This window comes from Halolamina salina, from assembly GCF_054653455.1.
Window position 1 is genome coordinate 2,101,945 of record NZ_BAAIGE010000002.1, and the last position, 18,445, is coordinate 2,120,389.

An 18,445-nucleotide genomic window follows, 5' to 3' on the forward strand; every position below is an offset into this window, starting at 1 on the left:
GGGAAGACGGTTTCGGGAGTATGAGGCGGCGTCTGGCAGCCGCCGGTGTCGGAGTATGAGGCGGCGTCGGACAGCCGCCGGGACCGGTGAGACCGCGGTTCCGACGGAGTCACAGAATCGCCCGCTGTGGCGGCCACAGAGGCGTGTGTCGGTGGCACACCCGCTACGTGAAACACTACCCTTTTGACCCCGCCACGGGTATCCCACCCCAATGGGCCGACGTAAGAAAATTGTCCAAGAATGTGAGCGGCTGATGGACACCCCGGAGAACATCCGGAACATCGCCATCGCCGCCCACGTCGACCACGGGAAGACGACGCTTTCGGACAACCTCCTCGCGGGTGCGGGGATGATCTCCGAGGGCACCGCCGGCGAGCAGCTGGCGATGGACACGAAGGAGGACGAACAGGAGCGTGGGATCACCATCGACGCGGCGAACGTCTCGATGACCCACGAGTACGAGGGCACCAACCACCTCATCAACCTCATCGACACGCCGGGCCACGTCGACTTCGGTGGCGACGTGACCCGGGCGATGCGTGCCGTCGACGGCGCGCTCGTCGTCGTGGACGCCGTCGAGGGCGCCATGCCCCAGACGGAGACGGTGCTGCGACAGGCACTCCGCGAGGGCGTGAAGCCGACCCTGTTCATCAACAAGGTCGACCGCCTGATCTCCGAGCTCCAGGAGGGCGAGGAGGAGATGCAGGAGCGCCTGCTCGGGGTCATCTCCGACGTGAACGAGCTGATCCGCGGGATGATCGAGGAGATGGACGACATCGACGACGACTGGACCGTCTCCGTCGAGGACGGCACCGTCGGCTTCGGCTCCGCGCTGTACAAGTGGGGCGTCTCGATGCCGTCGATGCAGCGCACCGGCATCTCCTTCGAGGACATCATCGAGATGGAGCGCAACGACAAGCGCGACGAGCTCCACGAGCGCTCGCCGCTGTCGGACGTTGTGCTCGACATGGTCTGTGAGCACTTCCCCAACCCCGTCGACGCCCAGCCCCGTCGTGTCCCGCGCATCTGGCGCGGCGACTCCGAGTCCGAACTCGCGGAGGACATGCGGCTGGTCAACGAGGACGGCGAGGTCGTGTTCATGGTGACCGACATCTCGATGGACCCCCACGCCGGCGAGATCGCGACGGGTCGTGTCTTCTCCGGCACGCTGGAGAAGGGGCAGGATCTGTTCGTCTCCGGCACCGCCGGCAAGAACCGGATCCAGTCCGTCGGGCTGTTCATGGGGAGCGAACGCGAGGAAGTGGATCGCGTCCCCGCGGGGAACATCGCCTCGGTCACGGGGCTGCGCGACGCCATCGCCGGCTCGACGGTCTCCTCCACGGAGATGACGCCGTTCGAGTCGATCGAGCACATCTCGGAGCCGGTGATCACGAAGTCCGTCGAGGCCCAGACCATGGACGACCTGCCGAAGCTGATCGAGACGCTCCAGCAGGTCGCCAAGGAGGACCCGACGATCCAGATCGAGATCAACGAGGACACCGGCGAGCACCTGATCAGCGGGCAGGGCGAGCTCCACCTCGAAGTGATCACCCAGCGCATCGAGAAGGAGCAGGGCATCCCGGTCAACACCGGCGAACCGATCGTCGTGTTCCGCGAGCAGCCCCAGGAGGAGTCCCGGGAGGTCGAGGGCGTCTCGCCCAACCGCCACAACAAGTTCTACATCTCCATCCACCCGATGGGGCAGGAGATCGTCGACGCGATCCAGCTCGGCGAGGTCTCCATGGACATGCCCGAACTGGAGCGCCGTGAGGCGCTGCAGGAGGCCGGCATGGACAAGGAGACGTCCCAGAACGTGGAGCACATCCACGGGACGAACATCCTCATCGACGACACGAAGGGGATCCAGCACCTGAACGAGACGATGGAGCTGGTGGTCGAGGGCCTGCAGGAGGCGCTCGACGACGGCCCGCTGGCCGCCGAGCCCGTGCAGGGGACGCTGCTCCGCCTGCACGACGCCCGCCTCCACGAGGACACCATCCACCGCGGTCCCGCGCAGGTGATCCCCGCCGTCCGCGAGGCGGTCCACCACGCGCTGATCGACGGCGAGATCCGGCTGCTGGAGCCGATCCAGAACGTCCGGATCGACGTGCCCAGCGAGCACATGGGCGCCGCCTCCGGCGAGATTCAGGGTCGCCGTGGCCGCGTCGACGACATGTACCAGGAGGGCGGCCTGATGGTCGTCGAGGGCGTCGCGCCCGTCGAGGAGATGATCGGCTTCTCCAGCGACATCCGGAGCGCGACCGAGGGTCGTGCGTCCTGGAACACCGAGAACGCCGGCTTCCGCGTGATGGCCGACAACCTCCAGCGCGAGCAGATCATGGAGATCCGCGAGCGCAAGGGGATGAAGCTCGAGCTCCCCGAGTCGGTCGACTACATCTAAGTCGGCGGCCCGAGTCGACGGCCTGCGGTTCTCTTCGCTCTCTTTTCGAACCTCCCCAGCGACGGCGCCGTCCGCGGGCGGCGCGGTTGCCACACCCCGAGAAGGCTTATGTCCACCCCGGCGTTCCGTCCGTCCGTGTTCCGTCCACAGTCGATCCCCGGGGGTGTCGTACCACGATGAGCCGCGCCGACGGGGTGACGACACACACGCTCCGGCTCGAACTCGACGACGAGCCGGGCGAGCTCGCGGCCGCGCTCGAACCCATCGCCGAGCACGGGGGGAACCTCCTCTCGGTGTTCCACGAGCGCGGGAGTCGCACACCCGGCGGGCGCATCCCGGTCGAGGTGGCGCTGGACTGCCCGGCCGAGCGGTTCGACGACGTGATCGACGGGCTGCGGGACCGTGGCGTGACCGTCGTCGCCGCCGACGAGGAGTACTACGGCGAGGCGTTCCGGGTGCTGTTGAGCGGCCATCTGGTCGACACGGACCTCTCGGAGACGCTGCGGGAGATCGAGAGCGCGTCGACGGTCGCCGTCGAGGAGCTCTCGCTGTCGGCGCCCGACGGCGTGGAGGCGGTGTCGAGCGCGTACCTGCGGCTGGGCGCTCGCTCGGGCGAGCGCGGGGCCGCACTGGAACAGGTACGGAAGATCGCCGACCGCAAGGGGCTGACCGTCGTCGAACCGCTGGAGGCGAGCGGATGAGGCTGGCGATCGTCGGCGTCGGTGCGGTCGGTCGATCGGTCGCGGAGCTGGCCAGCGAGCACGGCCACGAGGTCGTCGGCCTCGCCGACTCGACCGGCGCGGCGCTTGGCGATCCGGTGGACGTGGAGGCCGCGCTCGCCCGGAAGTCCGAGACGGGAGCGGTCGGCGAGGAGCCATACGAGGCGTTACTGGGGGCGGAGTACGACGCGCTGGTCGAGGCGACGCCGACGACGCTGGGCGACGCCGAGCCCGGCTTCTCCAACGCCGTCGCGGCGCTCGACCGCGACCGCCACGTCGTGCTGGCGAACAAGGGACCGGTCGCCGAGCGCTACGACGAACTCCGTGACGCAGTCCGGGCGAGCGAGGGCGAACTCCGGTTCGAGGCGACCGTCGGCGGCGCGATCCCGGCGGTCCGGACCGTCGAGGACGTGGGTCCGAACCGGGTCGACCGCGTTCGTGGCGTGCTCAACGGCACCGCGAACTTCGTGCTCTCGCGGATGGCCGCCGAGGGGCTGAGCTACGACCACGTGCTTTCGGAGGCCCAAGACTTGGGCGTCGCGGAGGCCGACCCGACGTTCGACGTCGACGGGACGGACGCCGCGCTCAAGGGCGTGATCGTCGCGAACGTGCTCCGGGAGGCCCGGGACCGGGCGGCGCTCACGCTCGACGACGCCGAGGTCGAGGGGATCGAGTCGCTGCCGGCGAGCGCGCTCTCGCTGGCGGGCGAGGACGGGCGGACGGTTCGGCTGATCGCCGAGGCGACGCCCGACGGCGTCCGGGTCGGGCCGCGGTTAGTGCCCGAGAACGGGACGCTCGCGGTGACCGGCACCCAGAACATCGTCCAGATCGAGACCGATCACGCCGGCCGGCTGAACATCTCGGGACACGGCGCCGGCGGGCCAGAGACGGCGTCTGCGGTGCTGTCCGACGTGGGGCGGCTCCCCCCGCGCTGAGACCAGAACCACGGTACAGTGGCACAAACCGCCGTACACGGCCGGATTACGGCCGGGCGTATCGAAATGGTTTTACGGCGTTCTGCCGAACGTTTCCCTACAGCGCCTTTAGCGCGTGAATCCACCATGAGCGAAGACAAACCGCACCAGAACTTGGCCATTATCGGCCACGTCGACCACGGGAAGAGTACGCTCGTGGGCCGGCTCCTCTACGAGACAGGGAGCGTCCCCGAGCACGTCATCGAGCAGCACAAAGAGGAAGCCGAGGAGAAGGGCAAGGGCGGCTTCGAGTTCGCCTACGTCATGGACAACCTCGCCGAGGAGCGAGAGCGAGGTGTCACCATCGACATCGCCCACCAGGAGTTCGACACCGACGAGTACTACTTCACCATCGTCGACTGTCCGGGCCACCGTGACTTCGTGAAGAACATGATCACGGGCGCCTCGCAGGCCGACAACGCGGTGCTCGTCGTCGCGGCCGACGACGGCGTCGCGCCCCAGACCCGAGAGCACGTGTTCCTGGCCCGCACGCTGGGTATCAACGAGCTCATCATCGGCGTGAACAAGATGGACCTCGTCGACTACAGCGAGGACTCCTACAAGGAGGTCATCGGCGAGGTCGAGGACCTGCTGAACCAGGTCCAGTTCGCGACCGACGACACGACGTTCATCCCGATCTCCGCGTTCGAGGGTGACAACGTCTCCGAGGCCTCGGAGAACACGGGCTGGTACGACGGCCCGACCCTGCTGGAGGCCCTCAACGACCTGCCGGAGCCGGAGCCGCCGACGGACGCGCCGCTCCGACTGCCGATCCAGGACGTCTACACCATCTCCGGTATCGGGACCGTCCCGGTCGGACGGATCGAGACGGGGACGCTCAACACGGGCGACAACGTCTCCTTCCAGCCGTCCGACGTGGGCGGCGAGGTGAAGACGATCGAGATGCACCACGAGGAGGTGCCCAGCGCTGCGCCCGGTGACAACGTCGGGTTCAACGTCCGCGGCATCGGCAAGGACGACATCCGCCGTGGCGACGTCTGTGGCCCGGCCGACGACCCGCCCAGCGTCGCGGAGACGTTCCAGGCGCAGGTCGTCGTCATGCAGCACCCGAGCGTGATCACCGCCGGCTACACGCCGGTGTTCCACGCCCACACCGCGCAGGTCGCGTGTACGATCGAGTCGATCGACCAGAAGATCGACCCGTCGACCGGCGAGGTCGCCGAGGAGGACCCGGACTTCATCAAGTCCGGCGACGCCGCGGTCGTCACCGTCCGCCCGCAAAAGCCCCTCTCGATCGAGCCGTCGAGCGAGATCCCGGAGCTGGGGAGCTTCGCCATCCGCGACATGGGTCAGACCATCGCGGCCGGCAAGGTCCTGAGCGTCGACGAGCGATAGATGCCCGAGCAACAGGCCCGCGTCCGTCTCACGGGGACCAGCCCCGAGGACCTGGACGACATCTGTGACGACGTCCGCGAGATCGCGGAGAAGACGGGCGTCTCGCTGTCCGGCCCCATCCCGCTCCCGACGACGGAGCTCAACGTTCCCTCGCGGAAGTCCCCCGACGGCGAGGGGACCGCCACGTGGGAGCACTGGGAGATGCGGGTCCACAAGCGGCTCATCGACATCGACGCGGACGAGCGCGCACTCCGCCAGCTGATGCGGATTCAGGTCCCGAACGACGTCTCGATCGAGATCGTCCTCGAGGACTGAACCTCTCCCGTTCTCACGTTTTCTCACGCCGGCCAGCGACTGCTGGGTCGGCGTGCTCGGCGGTAGCGCGACGGCGTGGAAGCGCAACGTTCAAACCGCTCCCCCGCCTCGATTCGACTGCGGGCTCGTAGATCAGTGGTAGATCGCTTCCTTCGCAAGGAAGAGGCCCTGGGTTCAAATCCCAGCGAGTCCACTCCTCCCGTTCTCTCACTCGCTGAGAGTTCACTCATAGCTGCGTTACTCCCGAAGGTCCGTCGTCGTCGATCGACAGCAGAAACCCGATCCTTCCGACCCTCTCCTCAGCCGAACGTGACCTCGATCGTGAACCGGATCACTTGGACGCTGTCGAGGTCCTCGGCCGAACAGGAGAGCCGGTCGTCGGCGGGACGCGAGCAGTTCATCCCCCCGTCCTCGAGGTACCCCGCCCACGCGTCAGTCGCCGGGGTCGTGAAGTTGAGGTCGAGCTGGTCGACATCCGTTTCGTCGAGCTCCACGTTGCGGTTCGTTCGGACCGACCGGACCAGCACCGTGCGTGACCCGGCGATGCGACGCTGTTCGACGACCAACTCCACGACCGGGAGGATCACCCGCCGTTCGGAGATCACGAAGTTCGGCTCGACGAGCATCACCGAGCCGTCGGACTGGATCCGCGTCACCGCGCCGCCGGCGTAGCGGATGCGCGTCCCCTCGGCCTCGTACACGATGGAGTCAAGACTGTCGTTCCCCGTCGAGAACGCCAGCGAGTCCCCCTCGGCCGAGACGTTCAGTACCGTCGGCTCCCCCCGGCCGAGGCTGGCCTCGGCGAGCCGGATCTCCGTGCCGCGGCTGGGGGCGCCGCGGGCGGTGATGTCCTCGATGTTGTTGGCGAGGACGTCGAACGCCCGCTGGGCGTTGTTGACCCGTTCGGCGTCGCGCACGTCCTGTAAGCCGCCGTAACCGACGGTGAGGACGGTCCCGACGGTGAGCAACACGAGCGAGAACACGAGCACGAAGCCGACGGTGTCGCTCACCCCGCGGCGATCACGGATCACGCTCGAACCTCGGTCAGCGTGGGCATAAGCGTTCGGCAGTCAGGCGTCGTCCTCGAGCAGCCCCGACTCCTCGAGCAGGACGTTCTGGAACTGCTCGGCGACGCCCGGGTCGACTTGGGCCACGTCGTCGCCGTCGTGGACCGATTCGTTGTGGGCCTCGATCCGGTCCGCGAGATCCGAGAGGGGGACGCGAGTGGTGGTCTCACACTCGGGACAGTGGATCGGTACCTGCGGGCCGTCGTCGTCGCTCATACTCGTGAGTCGGCAGCCGCGACCATAAGCGCCCGGGTGGGGCCTACACGTCGTGGTCGGCCTCCTCGGCCGGCACGACCTCCACGCCGCGGTTGTTCACGGCGTGGGGGTCGAGTCCCTGTTCCTGCATGAACTGCTTGTACAGCCGTTCGGCGGTTTCGCCGTCCTTCTGCTTGTCCGACGCGCGGTCACAGAGTTCGACGAGATCCTCGGGCACCTCGTTTGTGTGGACGATCCAGTGGTTGATCAGGTCCGAGAGCCGCCGGATGGGCGAGGTGAAGTGGCCGTAGATGTCGAAGTTGAGCGCGTGGTGGCCGCCGAAGGGGTCGTTCATGTACTTCGCCCGGGGCATCACCTTCAGCACGGCGCGCTGGATCTTGTCCAGCGAGCGGCCGGGCGACTCCTCCAGCGCGGCGTTGACCGCCTTCCGCGGGTCGTCCCCGAAGGCCTCGCCCGGGATGGAGACGCCGTCGAGCTCCTGGATCTCCTTCAGCGCCTCGTTCCACTGGTCCGGGGTGGGCTGGGGGTGGACGCGGTACATCGCCTCGACGCCGCGGTCCCACATCAGCGTGTGCGTCACCGCCTTGTTCGCCTTGAGCATGCACTCCTCGATCATCGTGTGGGCGCGGTCCCGACGGGGGTTCAGCACGAGCGATCCGTCCGCCTTCCGCTGTTCGTGCATGCGGTCGGCGAGGTCGAACGCCAGCGTGTTCTCCTCGTGCAGCGGCGCGTCCTCGTCGTCGAGCCGGTGCTCACACTGGGTGTAGGTGAGCCGCTCGTCGGAGTTGATGACGGACTTGTAGATGTCGATCTCCTCGAAGGAGAGCTCCTCCTTGTCGAGATGCATCTCGACGGTGTGGGCGAGTCGGTCCTCCTCGGGGACGAGCGAGCAGACCGTCTCCGCGAGCGCCGGCGGGAGCATGTGGGTGGTGTACCCCGGCAGGTAGACGGTGTTACAGCGCTCGACGGCCTCCTCCCACATCAGCGAGTCCGGGTGGACGTAGTGGCTCACGTCCGCGATGTGGACGTAGAGCACGTACTCGTCGTCGTGCTCCTCGACGGAGAGGGCGTCGTCGAAGTCCTGTGCGTCCGCGGGGTCGGTGGTCCACGCCGTCAGGTCCCGGAGGTCCTGCCGGTCGTCGAGTTCGTCCTGTATCTCCTGTTCGACGTTCTCGATTCGGCGCTCTGCCTCCCGCATCACTGCGGGCGGGAACTCGTCGCGGAGGTCGAACTCCTCGAACAGCTCCTCGCGTTTCTCAGCCAGCGCCTCGTCGAGGGCCTCGGAGATCAGCACGGGGCCCTGCCCCTCGGCGGTGCCGGCCTCGGCCTGGGCGTCGTCAGTTTCGCTCATGGGTGCCGTTGGCGGAGCCGGCAGGTAGGCGTTTCGGGGCGACCGGGGCGTCGTCGCCCCGCTTCCGGGCGCGGGGGCGCGGTTCGGAGCGGGCGATTTATCCCCCGAGACGGCCCACAGGCGGGTATGGAGATCAGCTCCCGCCACCACCTGCGCAGCGACGCCGTGGCCGAGATCGAGGACGCGCTCAGCGAGGGGCTGGGCGTCGAACTGGACGCCGACACCTACGAGCTGGTGGAGCTGGAGGACACCGAGTTCGACGTGGTGCTGGTCGACGGCGACCCGGACGTGCTGTACTACGACGGCGAGCCGTTCCTCTCCGTCCGCGGGGCCAACGCCCACCCGCCCGCGGAGGGGGTCGTCACCGTCGACGCCGGCGCGGTGTCGTTCGTGAGCAACGGCGCCGACGTGATGCGCCCGGGGATCACCGAGGCCGACGAGACGATCGAGGAGGGCGACCTCGTCGTGATCGTCGAGGAGAGCCACGGCAAGGCGCTGGCGGTCGGGCGCGCGCTGGTCGGCGGCGAGGAGATGACCGGCGACAGCGGGAAGGTGATCGAGTCGCTGCACCACGTGGGCGACGACGTGTACGAGTTCTCGGTGTGAGCGGCGATCCCGGTTCCGTCGCCGGAACACAGTCCCTTTGAGCGCGCGCGACCTCGGTGGGTGCATGAGCGAACACTCCGAGGCCGAGGGCGACACCGCGCGGAGCTACCGGCTCGACCGGCTGGCGGGGTTCTCGGTGATCGGCGCGTTCGTGTTCTCGCTGGCGCTGCTGTTCGTCGGCGAGCCGCTGTTCTGGGTGCCGTTCGCCCTCGGCCTCGGGATCGGCCTCCCGGGCTTCGCGATCCTCGCCGACCGGGAGCGCGACCGCGAGGGTGAAAGCGGGCCCGCGACGGCCGACGGCTCGACGGACGAGTAGTCAGGGCACCTCGCCGGGCATCGAGCCGCGGTACCAGCGACCCGTCTCGGTGCCACAGCGCGTGCAGTGGGCGACGATCGCCGCCTCGTCGTCCGCGCGGCCGAGGTCGTTATCGGTTTCCTCCTCACAGTCCGGGCAGTGGCGCAGCGTCACCGACTCGCCGTACGAAAGCGGCGCGCCCAGCGCGATCGCGACGACGCGCTCGTCGCCGCGGTTCCAACCGCGCTGGAACTCCTCGGGACCGAACCGGACCGCTTCGCCGGACTCCACCTCAACGTCGCCGGCCTCGGTCTCGAACGTCGCCGTCCCCTCGATCACGTAAAACACCTCCTCCTGAATCTCGTGACTGTGGTAGGCGTACGCGAAGGAGTCGCCCGGCTCCAGTTCGTAGTAGTTCATCGCGAGATCGGTCAGCCCGAGCGGTTCCGTGAGGCTCCGGACCACCGCGGCGGGGCCGATCCGGTCGTCCATCTCGTCGACTGCGAGACGCTCCATAGTCGGGTGGTGGAGCGAACGGACAAAAAGCCGCGCCGCGATCAGTCGAAGCCGCTCACGAGCGTCACTGCCCACTGCGCCGGGTCGGGATCGCGCCGGAGTTCGACGCGTTCGACCCACTTCACCCACTGGAACCCCCGGCGCTCGGGGGCGACCAGCCGCGCGGGCCCGCCGTGGCCGTGGGCGAGCCGCGAGCCGTCGATCGCCGTCGAAAGCAGCGCCTCGCGGGCCTCCGCGACGGGGAGGCTCCAGCGGTAGCCGGTGACGCTGACGAACCGCACCCAGCGTGCTTCCTCGGTGCCGGTGTCGACGCCGGCCTCGTCCAGCAGGTCGCCGACGCGGACGCCCTCCCAGTTCTGGATCGTGTACCAGCCGCTGGTGCAGTCGAGCGTCGCCCGCCGCTCGTCGCCGGCGGCGGCGAGCAGGTCGCCGTACGCCATCTCGCCGCCGTCGCCGTCCAGCCCCGCGACCGTGAGCGTCCACTCGGCGCGGTCGATCGGCTCGGGGTCGTCGGCGACCCACGAGGTGACGGGGAACGAACCGCCCTCCGTCTCGGTGTCGTACAGCTCCCCGGTCGGCTTCGAGCCGGTGTCGCGGATCGTCACTCCTCTGACGGCAGTGACTGCCTCGCTCAGGCGCCAGACGAGCGTCCCGGCGACGAGCAGCCCGCCGATCCGGAGCGCGCTCCGCCGGGAGGCGTCGGTTCGCGAGGGAAGTCGTAGCCGGGCACGGAGGTGGACGAGCAGGATCGGGATCGCGAGCAGGCCCAAGCCGACGTGGGCGTTGAGGGTCGTCCACGGGCCGATCGGGACGTTCCCCCCCACTCCCCAGAACACGCCGGAGACGAGTGCGGCGACGGCGACGATGCCGAGGAGGACGGAGATCGGCGTCGCACGATCCCACTGCCCGCGATCCAGCACGCGCCGGGCGACGCGGGCGAACTTGAAGACGAGCAGCCCGGCGATCGTGAGACCGACGACGCCGTGCAGGTCGACCAAAAGCGCCGGCGGGAGCCAGCCGGTCCACGCGAGCAGCCCCGTCGCGACGGCGCTCGCGACGGCGACGAGGATCGCCCAATCCACCGCTCGCGGCGGCGGGGCGAGGCGGCGCAGGCGGCTGGAGCCGCGCATGATCGTGGGTTGGACTCCCACGGCCAAGAGTGCGTCGCGGCCGGCAATGCGCGGAACGATCGGCGAGTCGCGGAGCAACCGGCGCTTTCGGCCGCCGTCGCCGCCACCCCGACAGCCAAGTGCCGCAGCGACGATGGGCGAACGTGCCAGCAGCCATCGTCACCGGCTCGTCGAGGGGTATCGGTCGCGGCGTGGCGGAACGCTACGCCGCCGACGGCTACGACGTCGCGGTGAACTACCACACCAGCGAGGCGAAAGCCGAGGAGACCGCCGAGCGCGTCAGGGCGGCGGGACAGGAGGCGGTCGTCGTCGGCGCCGACGTCTCCGATCCGGCGGCGGCCGAGCGACTGGTCGAAGAGGCCGCCGCGGCGTTCGACGGCGTCGATCACGTGGTCAACAACGCCGGGATCGACCAGCACGTGTTCACGGAGGAGCTCGCTCCGGAGGACTTCGACCGCGTGATGGACGTGAACGTCAACAGCGCGTTCAACGTCACGAAGGCCGCGTTACCGCACCTGCGGGAGTCGGGAGACGGCCCGTCGGTGGTGAACGTCTCGTCGATCCTCGCGTTCACGGGCGCGCCGATCGAGGTCCACTACGCGGCATCGAAGGGCGCGCTACTCTCGCTGACAAAGAGCCACGCGCGGGACTTCGCGCCGGAGATCCGGGTGAACGCGGTCGCACCGGGGCACATCGAGACGGACATGGTCAGCGACCGGACGGAGGAAGAGTTGGCCGAGGAGATCGCGGAGATCCCGGTCGGCCGGATCGGGCAAGTGGAGGACATCGCCGACGGGTGTGCGTACCTGCGGGACGCGGGGTTCGTCACGGGGGAGACGCTGCACGTGAACGGCGGGGAGTTGATGCGATAGTTTTCGGTGGGTTAGTTTTGGCCGGAGAACGCACTTGATTCGGGAGATTCGGTACGGTGACTGCAGGTTCGGTGATTAGCAACACCTAGAAAGCCCCTGCCCGCTCGGCTCGGGGGCCTCGCTGCGCTCCTCGGTCGCTCCGCTCCCTGCGGTGCTTGCGTCGGCCGCCGTCACCGAGCGGGCAGCCCCTTTCAGTCCCTCTGCGAGACGCTTCGCGTCTCGCTGATCCCCCGTTCGCTTCGCTCACGGGGACGCCCGCCAGCACAGCCCACACGCCTCCCCAACCGACTCACTCGCTCACTCCGTTCGCTCGTTCGTCCTCCGAGGGAGCAAAGCTCCCTCGTGCCCTCGCTCGTTTCACTCGCGAGGACCTCGCGCTCGGTCGGCGCACGGAGGCGCGAGCGCTTCGCGCCACCGCACAGCAACCGCAGTAGTCAGTTCTCCCGAACCGCCGCCTCGATCCCGTCCAGCCCCTTCTCCAACTGCTCCAGCGAGTTCGCGAAGGAGAGCCTGAGCTTCCCCTCCCCGGCCTCGCCGAAGCCGTCGCCGGGGGCGAGCACCACGTCCTGCTCCCGGAGCAGGCGCTTGGCGATGTCGAGGCTGCTCCCCGGCAGATCCACGTCGAGGAACGCGTAGAACGCGCCGTCCGGCGTCGGCGCCGACACGCCGTCGATCGACTCGATCCGATCGGCGACGTACTCCCGGCGTTCCGCGAAGGCGTCGTACATCTCCTCGACTGGCTCCTGCGGGCCAGTGAGCGCCGCGATCGCGGCGTGCTGGGCGACCGAGCCCGCGCAGGCGGTCGTGCTCTCGTGGATCTTCGTCACCTCGTCGATCATCTCTTGCGGCCCCCCGAGCCAGCCGACCCGCCAGCCCGTCATCGCATACGTCTTCGAGCAGGAGCCGACCGTGAGCACGTGTTCCGGGTGGTCCGTCAGCGCGGCGAGGCCGACCGGATCGCGGTCGTACGTCAGTCCGAGGTACACCTCGTCGGCGATCACGTAGGCGTCGTGCTCGGCCGCGGCGTCGACGACCGCGCGCATCTCGTCGGGGTCGTGCAGCTGTCCCGTGGGGTTGGCGGGCGAGCAGAGGACGACCGCGCCCGTCTCCTCGCCCATCCGCTCGATCACGCGCTCGGCGTCGAGCGCGTACCCCGTCTCCTCGGGCATCGGAATCTCGACCGGCACGCCGTCGGCCAGTCGGGCCTGCGTCCAGTAGTTCGGCCACGAGGGCGAGGGGATCAACAGCTCCTCGCCCGCGCCGAGCACCGACAGCACCGCGAGGTGGAGCGCCTCCATCCCGCCGTTGGTGACGACGAACTGCTCGGGGTCGTAGCGCACGTCGTACTCCCGGTCGAGCGTCTCCGAGATGGCCTCCCGGAGCTCAGGCAGGCCGGCGTTGGAGGTGTAGTGCGTCTCGCCGGCGCGGGCGGCCTCGGCCGCGGCATCGACGATGTGCTCGGGCGTGTCGAAGTCCGGCTCCCCGACTTCGAGGCGGACGAGGTCGCGGTCGGCGGCCTCCGCCAAGTCGAACATCACGCGGATCTTCGAGCGCTCGCAGGCGCGAACGCGCTCCGTGGGCGTGGGCATACCGGCCCCTCGGCTCGCATCCTAAAGGCAGTTCCCCCGCCGGAATCGAGGGCGTCGGTATCGAGGACGCCGGATCGATCAGACTGGTGAGGAGTGGAAAGTGATTTAGGCCCACCTAAACAGAGTAGTACCAGATGACGGTCACAGACGCAGAGAACCGACGGGACGGGGCGCCCGAGTCGGCGGTGTCCGGCGACGCCGTCGAGTCGGTGGCGTTTCTCGCCCGGTCGGAACATCGGCTCCGCGTACTCGCGCTGCTGAGCGACGGGCCCCGCAGCCGACAGGAGCTACACGACGCGACGAGCGTGACTCGGGTGACGCTGAGCCGGATCCTCGGGGATCTGGAAGAACGGGAGCTCATCCAGCGGCGGGCGTCGGGAGGTGCGTACTCGCTGACCGGGTTCGGCGAGCTCGTCTATCAGGACTTCAGCCGGCTGCTCGGAACCGTCTCGGTCGGGAAGTCGTACCCCGACGTGGTCGAGCGGCTGCCGACCGAGTGGTTCGACTTCGAGCTCCGCTGTCTCGCCGGAAGCGAGCTCGTCGCCGAGGGGAGCGCGGATCCGCTGGGGGGCGCCCGCGTCGTCGCCAACGCCGTGCAGGACGCCGCGAACTGTCGATCGCTGCTCGGGACGTTCATCTCGCTGCCGATGTACACGTTCGAGGAGGCCGTCCGAGCCGGCGACTATCCGACCGGGACGGTGGTCTTCGACAGCGACGTGACCGAGACGATGATCGAGGACCCCGACCTCCGGGACCGGTGGCAGGAGATCGAGCGGCAGGTCGGGTCGACGACGTACTACAGCGTCGACGAGCGCGTCCCCTGTAGCATCGACCTCATCGACGGCGAAACCGTGTTCCTCACCGTCGATCGGGAGGACGAACGTGGGTTCGACATCCTCCGGTGTAGCCACCCCGACGTTGTCGCGTGGGCCGACGAAACCGTCGACGCCTACCGGGCGAACGCGGTACCGCTGGCCGACCGCGACTGAGCCGGGCGGCGACGTTCACGGGCTGTACGGCGTAACGCACCGCGAACATCGAACACGGCGGGCCACACCGTAAGCCGCGAATCACTAAGTTGTTTTAGGCCCACCTAAGAATATGACACGCAGACGCGAACTGCTTGCGGGAAGCGTAGGACTGTTAGCTGCCCTCGCCGGCTGTAGCAGCGGCGGCGCCCAAACGGCGACCGAGTCGACGGCGACGGAGTCGGAGAGCGACGCCACGGCGACCGACGAGCCGACGGCGACCGAGAGCCCGACGCCGTACTCCGTCGAGATCGCCCCCCACGGGGAGTTCACGTTCGAGACGGTCCCCGAGTCGTACTCGGTCATCCCCAGCGTCTACCTCGACATCGGGATGGCGCTCGGCATCCAGCCGACGGCGGCGACGGACATGGCGCGCGCGCCGCGGAAGCTGTACGACATCCTCCCCGATCTCACGTTCGAGGAAGAGGAGATCACGGCCCTGGCGTCCGGCTCCGAGTCGGGCTACGACAAGGAGAACTTCTACGCGGCCGCCCCGGACGTGAACCTCATCGACCCCCGGAATCTTGGTCGGTTCACCGACTGGGACGACGCCGACATCCAGGAGATCGAAAACGCGACTGGCCCGTTCGTCGCGTCGGGGATCCGGTTCGGTCCGACCCACCCGTTCGGGAACCAGCAGGACACCTACTACGAGCTCTACGACGTGTTCGAGAAGGTGGCGACAGTGTTCCAGCGTCAGGAGCGCTTCCGGCAGTGGGAGTCGCTCCACGAGGAGTTCATGTCGAACATCGAGGCCGAGCTCCCGCCGGAAGACGAGCGCCCCTCGGTCATCCCGCTGTGGCGCGGCGTCGACCCGACGACCGGGCAGTTCTACCTCTCGGACGTCCACCAGTACCACAACCAGACCAAGCCGCTCGAGCGCCTCGGCCTCGAGAACGCGTACGACGCGGAGATCCCCGGCGGCGGCTACATCGGGTACGAGGAGCTGCTGGAGTACGACCCCGACTACATCTCCGTCGGGGGGTCGCTGGTTTCGAGCACACACGAGGAGTTCGTCGATCAGGTCGTCGAACCGTTCGAGAACGATCCGAACGGGCAGGACCTCACCGCCGTCCAGGAGGGGAACATCCTCCGGATCGGCGACCAGTACCAGGGACCGATCGTCGACCTCTTCGCCACTGAGGCGGTCGCCAAGATGGTCTGGCCGGACCGCTTCGGCGAGTGGCCGGGGCCGGTCGAGGACGTGCCCGAGGAGGGACAGCTGTTCGACCGGCAGCGCGTCAGCGACATTATCAACGGCGAGTTCTAGCCAGATGGGACGGGTACTCGATCGACTCGCGAAGCTGCGCGCCGCCGGCGCCGACTGGTACCGCACCTCGAAGCTCGCGCTCATCGTCGTCGGGAGCCTCGGTGTGCTGCTCGGATCAACGATACTCCAGGTGAGCTTCGGCGCGTACCCGCTGACGCTGGGGGAGGCGTGGCACACGGTGTTCGACCCGACAGTGCTGTTCAGCCTCGACGTCTGGCAGTGGACGTTCCTCGGCGCGACCGTCCCCGAGTGGCTCAGCCGCGAACAGCTGATCGTCTGGAACCTCCGGCTGCCGCGCATCCTCGTCGGCGTGCTCGTCGGCGCGAACCTCGCGGTTTCGGGCGCGCTGTTCCAGATCATCACGCGCAACGAGCTCGCCAGCCCCTACATCCTCGGCGTCAGCGACGGTGCCGGGCTGGTCGTGCTGTTGACGCTGACGTTCTTCTACGGGCTCATGCCGGTCCTCCCGCTGTTCGCGGCGGTCGGCGGGGGACTGGCGTTCCTGCTCGTGTACGCCATCGCGTGGAAGAACGGTACCAGTCCCGTCCGACTGGTGTTGGCGGGCGTCGTGGTCGGTACCGTCTTCGGCTCCGTCCAGCGCGCGCTGTTTTTCTTCATCGACGACCTCGGCGTCGCGATGGCCGCACAAGCGTGGCTCTCGGGGACGCTGATGAACGCCGGCTGGGAGGAAGTCCGAATCGCGCTCCCGTTCACCGTACTGTCGATGGCGCTGTCGTTCGCCGTCACGCAGGAGCTGGACGTGCTCGCGCTCGGCGAGGACCGCGCGGACTCGCTGGGGATGCCCGTCGAGAAGATGCGGTTCGCCATCGCCGGGATCGGGGTGCTCTCGACGGCCGCCGCCATCGCCGTCGCCGGCCTCATCGGCTTCGTCGGGCTCATCGTCCCCCACATGGTTCGGAACATCGTCGGCAGCGATGCGAAACTGCTGCTGGCGGGCTGTCTGTTCCTCGGCCCCGCGCTGCTGGTCAGCGCGGACGTGGGGGCACGGCTCGCGCTGAGCCCCATCCAGCTACCGGTCGGGGTCATCACCGGCATCGTCGGCGGGCCGTACTTCCTCTACCTGATGCGGAAGAAGACGAACTTGGGTGAGCTCTGATGGCCGGGGAGTCGTCCACGAACGGACCGGACCTCGGTGAGGCCGACTTCTCCGGGATGGAGCTCGTCGTCGGCTACCCGGGGCTGGAGACGCCCGTGATCGACGGCGAGTCCATCGACGTCCCGCCGGACGCGGTGACGGCGCTCATCGGCCCGAACGGGAGCGGGAAGAGTACGCTCCTGAAGGGGCTCGCGAACAAGATCTCGCCCGACGACGGGACGGTTCTGCTCGACGGCCGGACGATCGACGAGTTCGGCTCGAAGGAGCTCGCGCGGAAGCTCGGCCTGCTCTCCCAGGAGAACGCCGTCCCCACTGGGGTCGCCGTCGAGGATCTCGTCGAGCGGGGGCGCTACCCCCACACGGGCTTTTTCGAGTCGCCGTCGGAGTCGGATCTGGCGGCCGTCGACGAGGCGATCGAGTTGGCCGGCATCGAGCATCTCCGCGACCGCGACGTCGACAGCCTCAGCGGGGGGCAGAAACAGCTCGTCTGGATCGCGATGGCGCTGGCCCAGGAAACCGACGTGCTGCTGCTCGACGAGCCGACGACGTTCCTCGACCCGTACCACCAACTGGAGGTGATGGAGATCGTCGAGACGCTGCGGGACCGCAGCGACATGACGGTCGTGCTGGTGCTCCACGACATCAATCAGGCCGCCCGGTACGCCGACCACGTGGTCGCGCTCAAGGATGGGTCCGTGTACGCACGGGGCGACCCCGCGACGGTCGTCACGAGGGATACCCTCGCCGCGGTCTTCGATATCGAGGTCGCGGTGACCGAAACCGAACACGGGACGCAGGTCGTCCCGCTGGAGCCGCTGCACGACGACGGCGACGACCCGGCCTGACGGTCGCCTCAGCCGACGAACAACACGGCACCGAGCGCGACCACGAACGCGCCGATCGCGAGGCCGACGAGGGAGGTGCCCGCCATCCGGCGGAGCGTGCTCGCGGGCGAGCGGTCCGAAACCACCAGCGGATCGACGCCGCCGGCCTCCGTCACACGACCGACGACAGTCACGTCCTCGTCCGGCGTCGCGCGCGCCTCGGTGTACCGGCGCGTGCCGAGCGAGAGCGCGTCCAGCACCGGACCGATCCCGAACTGTCGCGCGTGCCAGACCGTCGTCGATGGGAGTGCGTCCGTCCGGCGCTCGAAGCGTTCAATGCGCTCGGGCGGGGTCTCGTGGAGGGCGACGGTCGCGACGCGGTCCGCTCGGAGCGTGACCGTCCGCGTCGGCTCGGTCACGTCGACGACCGACTCCGGGGTGCGCAGGCGGAACGGCACCGAACCGGCCCGCTCGTGGATCGTCACGAACCACGGCAGCAGGTACGGGCTGAGCCGACGCTCCTCGACGGCGTAGCGAAGCACCAGCGACTCGCTGCCGGAGAAGGGGGCGGTGAGCGTCTCGTCGTCGCCCTGCTCGGCCGTGCCCGAGAGGCGGACGAGCGACCCCGGATCGACGCCCGCGAGCGAGTCGACCGTCGACGCGCGAACGACCGCGCTCGCCCGCCAGACGTACCGTGCGCTCGCGAGGAGGACGACGGCGCCGCCGAGCAGCATCGCGGCGCCGAACAGCTGACCGCCGGAGAGTCCGAGGACCATGTGGCCGGCTCCGGCCGGCCGGG

Annotated in this window: 19 protein-coding genes and 1 tRNA gene; 13 read left to right on the top strand and 7 right to left on the bottom strand. The window is 68.7% G+C overall.

Going from position 1 to position 18,445, the window contains the following annotated elements; translation table 11 throughout:
* The first annotated feature begins 211 nt into the window (after positions 1-211).
* The 6 genes from ACYQZ5_RS11220 to ACYQZ5_RS11245 all read left to right on the top strand — a co-directional run bounded on the left by ACYQZ5_RS11220 (position 212) and on the right by ACYQZ5_RS11245 (position 5,958).
* A complete protein-coding gene (locus ACYQZ5_RS11220) occupies positions 212-2,401 on the top strand; it encodes an elongation factor EF-2 (RefSeq protein WP_379732120.1) in 2,190 nt (729 codons plus the stop codon).
* Between the two features lie 176 nt (positions 2,402-2,577).
* Entirely contained in the window at positions 2,578-3,102 is a 525-nt protein-coding gene (locus ACYQZ5_RS11225) for an amino acid-binding protein (RefSeq protein WP_459846203.1), read from the top strand.
* Positions 3,099-4,055 carry a homoserine dehydrogenase gene (locus ACYQZ5_RS11230; RefSeq protein ID WP_459846205.1) on the top strand — a complete coding sequence of 319 codons (957 nt, stop codon included), beginning with the start codon at positions 3,099-3,101 and terminating at the stop codon, positions 4,053-4,055. The genes ACYQZ5_RS11225 and ACYQZ5_RS11230 overlap by 4 nt, the downstream gene beginning before the upstream one ends.
* A 126-nt stretch (positions 4,056-4,181) precedes the next feature.
* Positions 4,182-5,450, top strand: coding sequence for a translation elongation factor EF-1 subunit alpha (gene tuf / locus ACYQZ5_RS11235; protein WP_379731488.1), 1,269 nt, complete (start codon positions 4,182-4,184; stop codon positions 5,448-5,450).
* Positions 5,451-5,765, top strand: coding sequence for a 30S ribosomal protein S10 (gene rpsJ, locus ACYQZ5_RS11240; protein WP_053947221.1), 315 nt, complete (start codon positions 5,451-5,453; stop codon positions 5,763-5,765).
* 121 nt (positions 5,766-5,886) lie between these two features.
* Positions 5,887-5,958 (top strand) — tRNA-Ala (locus ACYQZ5_RS11245).
* A gap of 106 nt (positions 5,959-6,064) precedes the next feature.
* Here ACYQZ5_RS11245 and ACYQZ5_RS11250 read toward each other — a convergent pair.
* The 3 genes from ACYQZ5_RS11250 to ACYQZ5_RS11260 are packed head-to-tail and all read right to left on the bottom strand — an operon-like array spanning position 6,065 to position 8,399.
* Entirely contained in the window at positions 6,065-6,796 is a 732-nt protein-coding gene (locus ACYQZ5_RS11250) for a DUF7289 family protein (protein WP_379731490.1), read from the bottom strand.
* Between the two features lie 39 nt (positions 6,797-6,835).
* The gene (locus ACYQZ5_RS11255; protein WP_379731491.1) at positions 6,836-7,048 is read right to left on the bottom strand and encodes a DUF8149 family protein; all 213 of its coding nucleotides are present in this window, start codon (positions 7,046-7,048) and stop codon (positions 6,836-6,838) included.
* Between the two features lie 43 nt (positions 7,049-7,091).
* Positions 7,092-8,399, bottom strand: coding sequence for an RNB domain-containing ribonuclease (locus ACYQZ5_RS11260; protein ID WP_379731492.1), 1,308 nt, complete (start codon positions 8,397-8,399; stop codon positions 7,092-7,094).
* A gap of 126 nt (positions 8,400-8,525) precedes the next feature.
* Between ACYQZ5_RS11260 and ACYQZ5_RS11265 the strand changes: the two genes are divergently transcribed.
* Complete coding sequence (locus tag ACYQZ5_RS11265; RefSeq protein WP_379731493.1) at positions 8,526-9,005, top strand: RNA-binding protein; 480 nt, start codon at positions 8,526-8,528, stop codon at positions 9,003-9,005.
* A gap of 64 nt (positions 9,006-9,069) precedes the next feature.
* Entirely contained in the window at positions 9,070-9,321 is a 252-nt protein-coding gene (locus ACYQZ5_RS11270; protein WP_379731494.1) for a hypothetical protein, read from the top strand.
* Here ACYQZ5_RS11270 and ACYQZ5_RS11275 read toward each other — a convergent pair whose 3' ends face one another.
* Together ACYQZ5_RS11275 and ACYQZ5_RS11280 are read right to left on the bottom strand one after the other, a co-directional pair.
* Entirely contained in the window at positions 9,322-9,816 is a 495-nt protein-coding gene (locus tag ACYQZ5_RS11275) for a cupin domain-containing protein (protein WP_379731495.1), read from the bottom strand. It abuts the gene before it with no gap.
* Positions 9,817-9,857: 41 nt separating this feature from the next.
* Positions 9,858-10,946, bottom strand: coding sequence for a molybdopterin-dependent oxidoreductase (locus ACYQZ5_RS11280; RefSeq protein ID WP_459846210.1), 1,089 nt, complete (start codon positions 10,944-10,946; stop codon positions 9,858-9,860).
* A gap of 143 nt (positions 10,947-11,089) precedes the next feature.
* Between ACYQZ5_RS11280 and ACYQZ5_RS11285 the strand changes: the two genes are divergently transcribed.
* Positions 11,090-11,818 carry an SDR family NAD(P)-dependent oxidoreductase gene (locus ACYQZ5_RS11285; protein ID WP_379731344.1) on the top strand — a complete coding sequence of 243 codons (729 nt, stop codon included), beginning with the start codon at positions 11,090-11,092 and terminating at the stop codon, positions 11,816-11,818.
* A gap of 434 nt (positions 11,819-12,252) precedes the next feature.
* On the opposite strand, the gene ACYQZ5_RS11290 is transcribed toward ACYQZ5_RS11285, so the two are convergent.
* Complete coding sequence (locus tag ACYQZ5_RS11290) at positions 12,253-13,407, bottom strand: pyridoxal phosphate-dependent aminotransferase (RefSeq protein WP_379731345.1); 1,155 nt, start codon at positions 13,405-13,407, stop codon at positions 12,253-12,255.
* A gap of 134 nt (positions 13,408-13,541) precedes the next feature.
* On the opposite strand from ACYQZ5_RS11290, the gene ACYQZ5_RS11295 reads away from it, so the two are divergent.
* The 4 genes from ACYQZ5_RS11295 (at position 13,542) to ACYQZ5_RS11310 (ending at position 17,667) form a co-directional block, all read left to right on the top strand.
* A complete protein-coding gene (locus ACYQZ5_RS11295; protein WP_379731346.1) occupies positions 13,542-14,396 on the top strand; it encodes a helix-turn-helix transcriptional regulator in 855 nt (284 codons plus the stop codon).
* Between the two features lie 112 nt (positions 14,397-14,508).
* Positions 14,509-15,705, top strand: a complete 1,197-nt coding sequence (locus tag ACYQZ5_RS11300; protein ID WP_379731347.1) for an ABC transporter substrate-binding protein — start codon at positions 14,509-14,511, stop codon at positions 15,703-15,705.
* 4 nt (positions 15,706-15,709) lie between these two features.
* Entirely contained in the window at positions 15,710-16,822 is a 1,113-nt protein-coding gene (locus ACYQZ5_RS11305) for a FecCD family ABC transporter permease (RefSeq protein ID WP_379731348.1), read from the top strand.
* On the top strand, positions 16,822-17,667 hold the full coding sequence (locus ACYQZ5_RS11310; RefSeq protein ID WP_379731349.1) for an ABC transporter ATP-binding protein: 846 nt from the start codon (positions 16,822-16,824) through the stop codon (positions 17,665-17,667). The genes ACYQZ5_RS11305 and ACYQZ5_RS11310 overlap by 1 nt, the downstream gene beginning before the upstream one ends.
* 8 nt (positions 17,668-17,675) lie before the next feature.
* Here the strand turns inward: ACYQZ5_RS11310 and ACYQZ5_RS11315 are convergent, their stop codons facing one another.
* Entirely contained in the window at positions 17,676-18,422 is a 747-nt protein-coding gene (locus ACYQZ5_RS11315; protein ID WP_379818382.1) for a hypothetical protein, read from the bottom strand.
* Positions 18,423-18,445 lie beyond the last annotated feature (23 nt).

Bases quoted from the DNA above. Each gene is read 5' to 3' on its own strand.
- ACYQZ5_RS11220 (WP_379732120.1), top strand. From the start codon at position 212: ATGGGCCGACGTAAGAAAATTGTCCAAGAATGTGAGCGGCTGATGGAC.
- ACYQZ5_RS11225 (WP_459846203.1), top strand. From the start codon at position 2,578: ATGAGCCGCGCCGACGGGGTGACGACACACACGCTCCGGCTCGAACTC.
- ACYQZ5_RS11230 (WP_459846205.1), top strand. From the start codon at position 3,099: ATGAGGCTGGCGATCGTCGGCGTCGGTGCGGTCGGTCGATCGGTCGCG.
- tuf (WP_379731488.1), top strand. From the start codon at position 4,182: ATGAGCGAAGACAAACCGCACCAGAACTTGGCCATTATCGGCCACGTC.
- rpsJ (WP_053947221.1), top strand. From the start codon at position 5,451: ATGCCCGAGCAACAGGCCCGCGTCCGTCTCACGGGGACCAGCCCCGAG.
- ACYQZ5_RS11255 (WP_379731491.1), bottom strand. From the start codon at position 7,048: ATGAGCGACGACGACGGCCCGCAGGTACCGATCCACTGTCCCGAGTGT.
- ACYQZ5_RS11260 (WP_379731492.1), bottom strand. From the start codon at position 8,399: ATGAGCGAAACTGACGACGCCCAGGCCGAGGCCGGCACCGCCGAGGGG.
- ACYQZ5_RS11265 (WP_379731493.1), top strand. From the start codon at position 8,526: ATGGAGATCAGCTCCCGCCACCACCTGCGCAGCGACGCCGTGGCCGAG.
- ACYQZ5_RS11270 (WP_379731494.1), top strand. From the start codon at position 9,070: ATGAGCGAACACTCCGAGGCCGAGGGCGACACCGCGCGGAGCTACCGG.
- ACYQZ5_RS11275 (WP_379731495.1), bottom strand. From the start codon at position 9,816: ATGGAGCGTCTCGCAGTCGACGAGATGGACGACCGGATCGGCCCCGCC.
- ACYQZ5_RS11280 (WP_459846210.1), bottom strand. From the start codon at position 10,946: ATGCGCGGCTCCAGCCGCCTGCGCCGCCTCGCCCCGCCGCCGCGAGCG.
- ACYQZ5_RS11290 (WP_379731345.1), bottom strand. From the start codon at position 13,407: ATGCCCACGCCCACGGAGCGCGTTCGCGCCTGCGAGCGCTCGAAGATC.
- ACYQZ5_RS11295 (WP_379731346.1), top strand. From the start codon at position 13,542: ATGACGGTCACAGACGCAGAGAACCGACGGGACGGGGCGCCCGAGTCG.
- ACYQZ5_RS11300 (WP_379731347.1), top strand. From the start codon at position 14,509: ATGACACGCAGACGCGAACTGCTTGCGGGAAGCGTAGGACTGTTAGCT.
- ACYQZ5_RS11305 (WP_379731348.1), top strand. From the start codon at position 15,710: ATGGGACGGGTACTCGATCGACTCGCGAAGCTGCGCGCCGCCGGCGCC.
- ACYQZ5_RS11310 (WP_379731349.1), top strand. From the start codon at position 16,822: ATGGCCGGGGAGTCGTCCACGAACGGACCGGACCTCGGTGAGGCCGAC.
- ACYQZ5_RS11315 (WP_379818382.1), bottom strand. From the start codon at position 18,422: ATGGTCCTCGGACTCTCCGGCGGTCAGCTGTTCGGCGCCGCGATGCTG.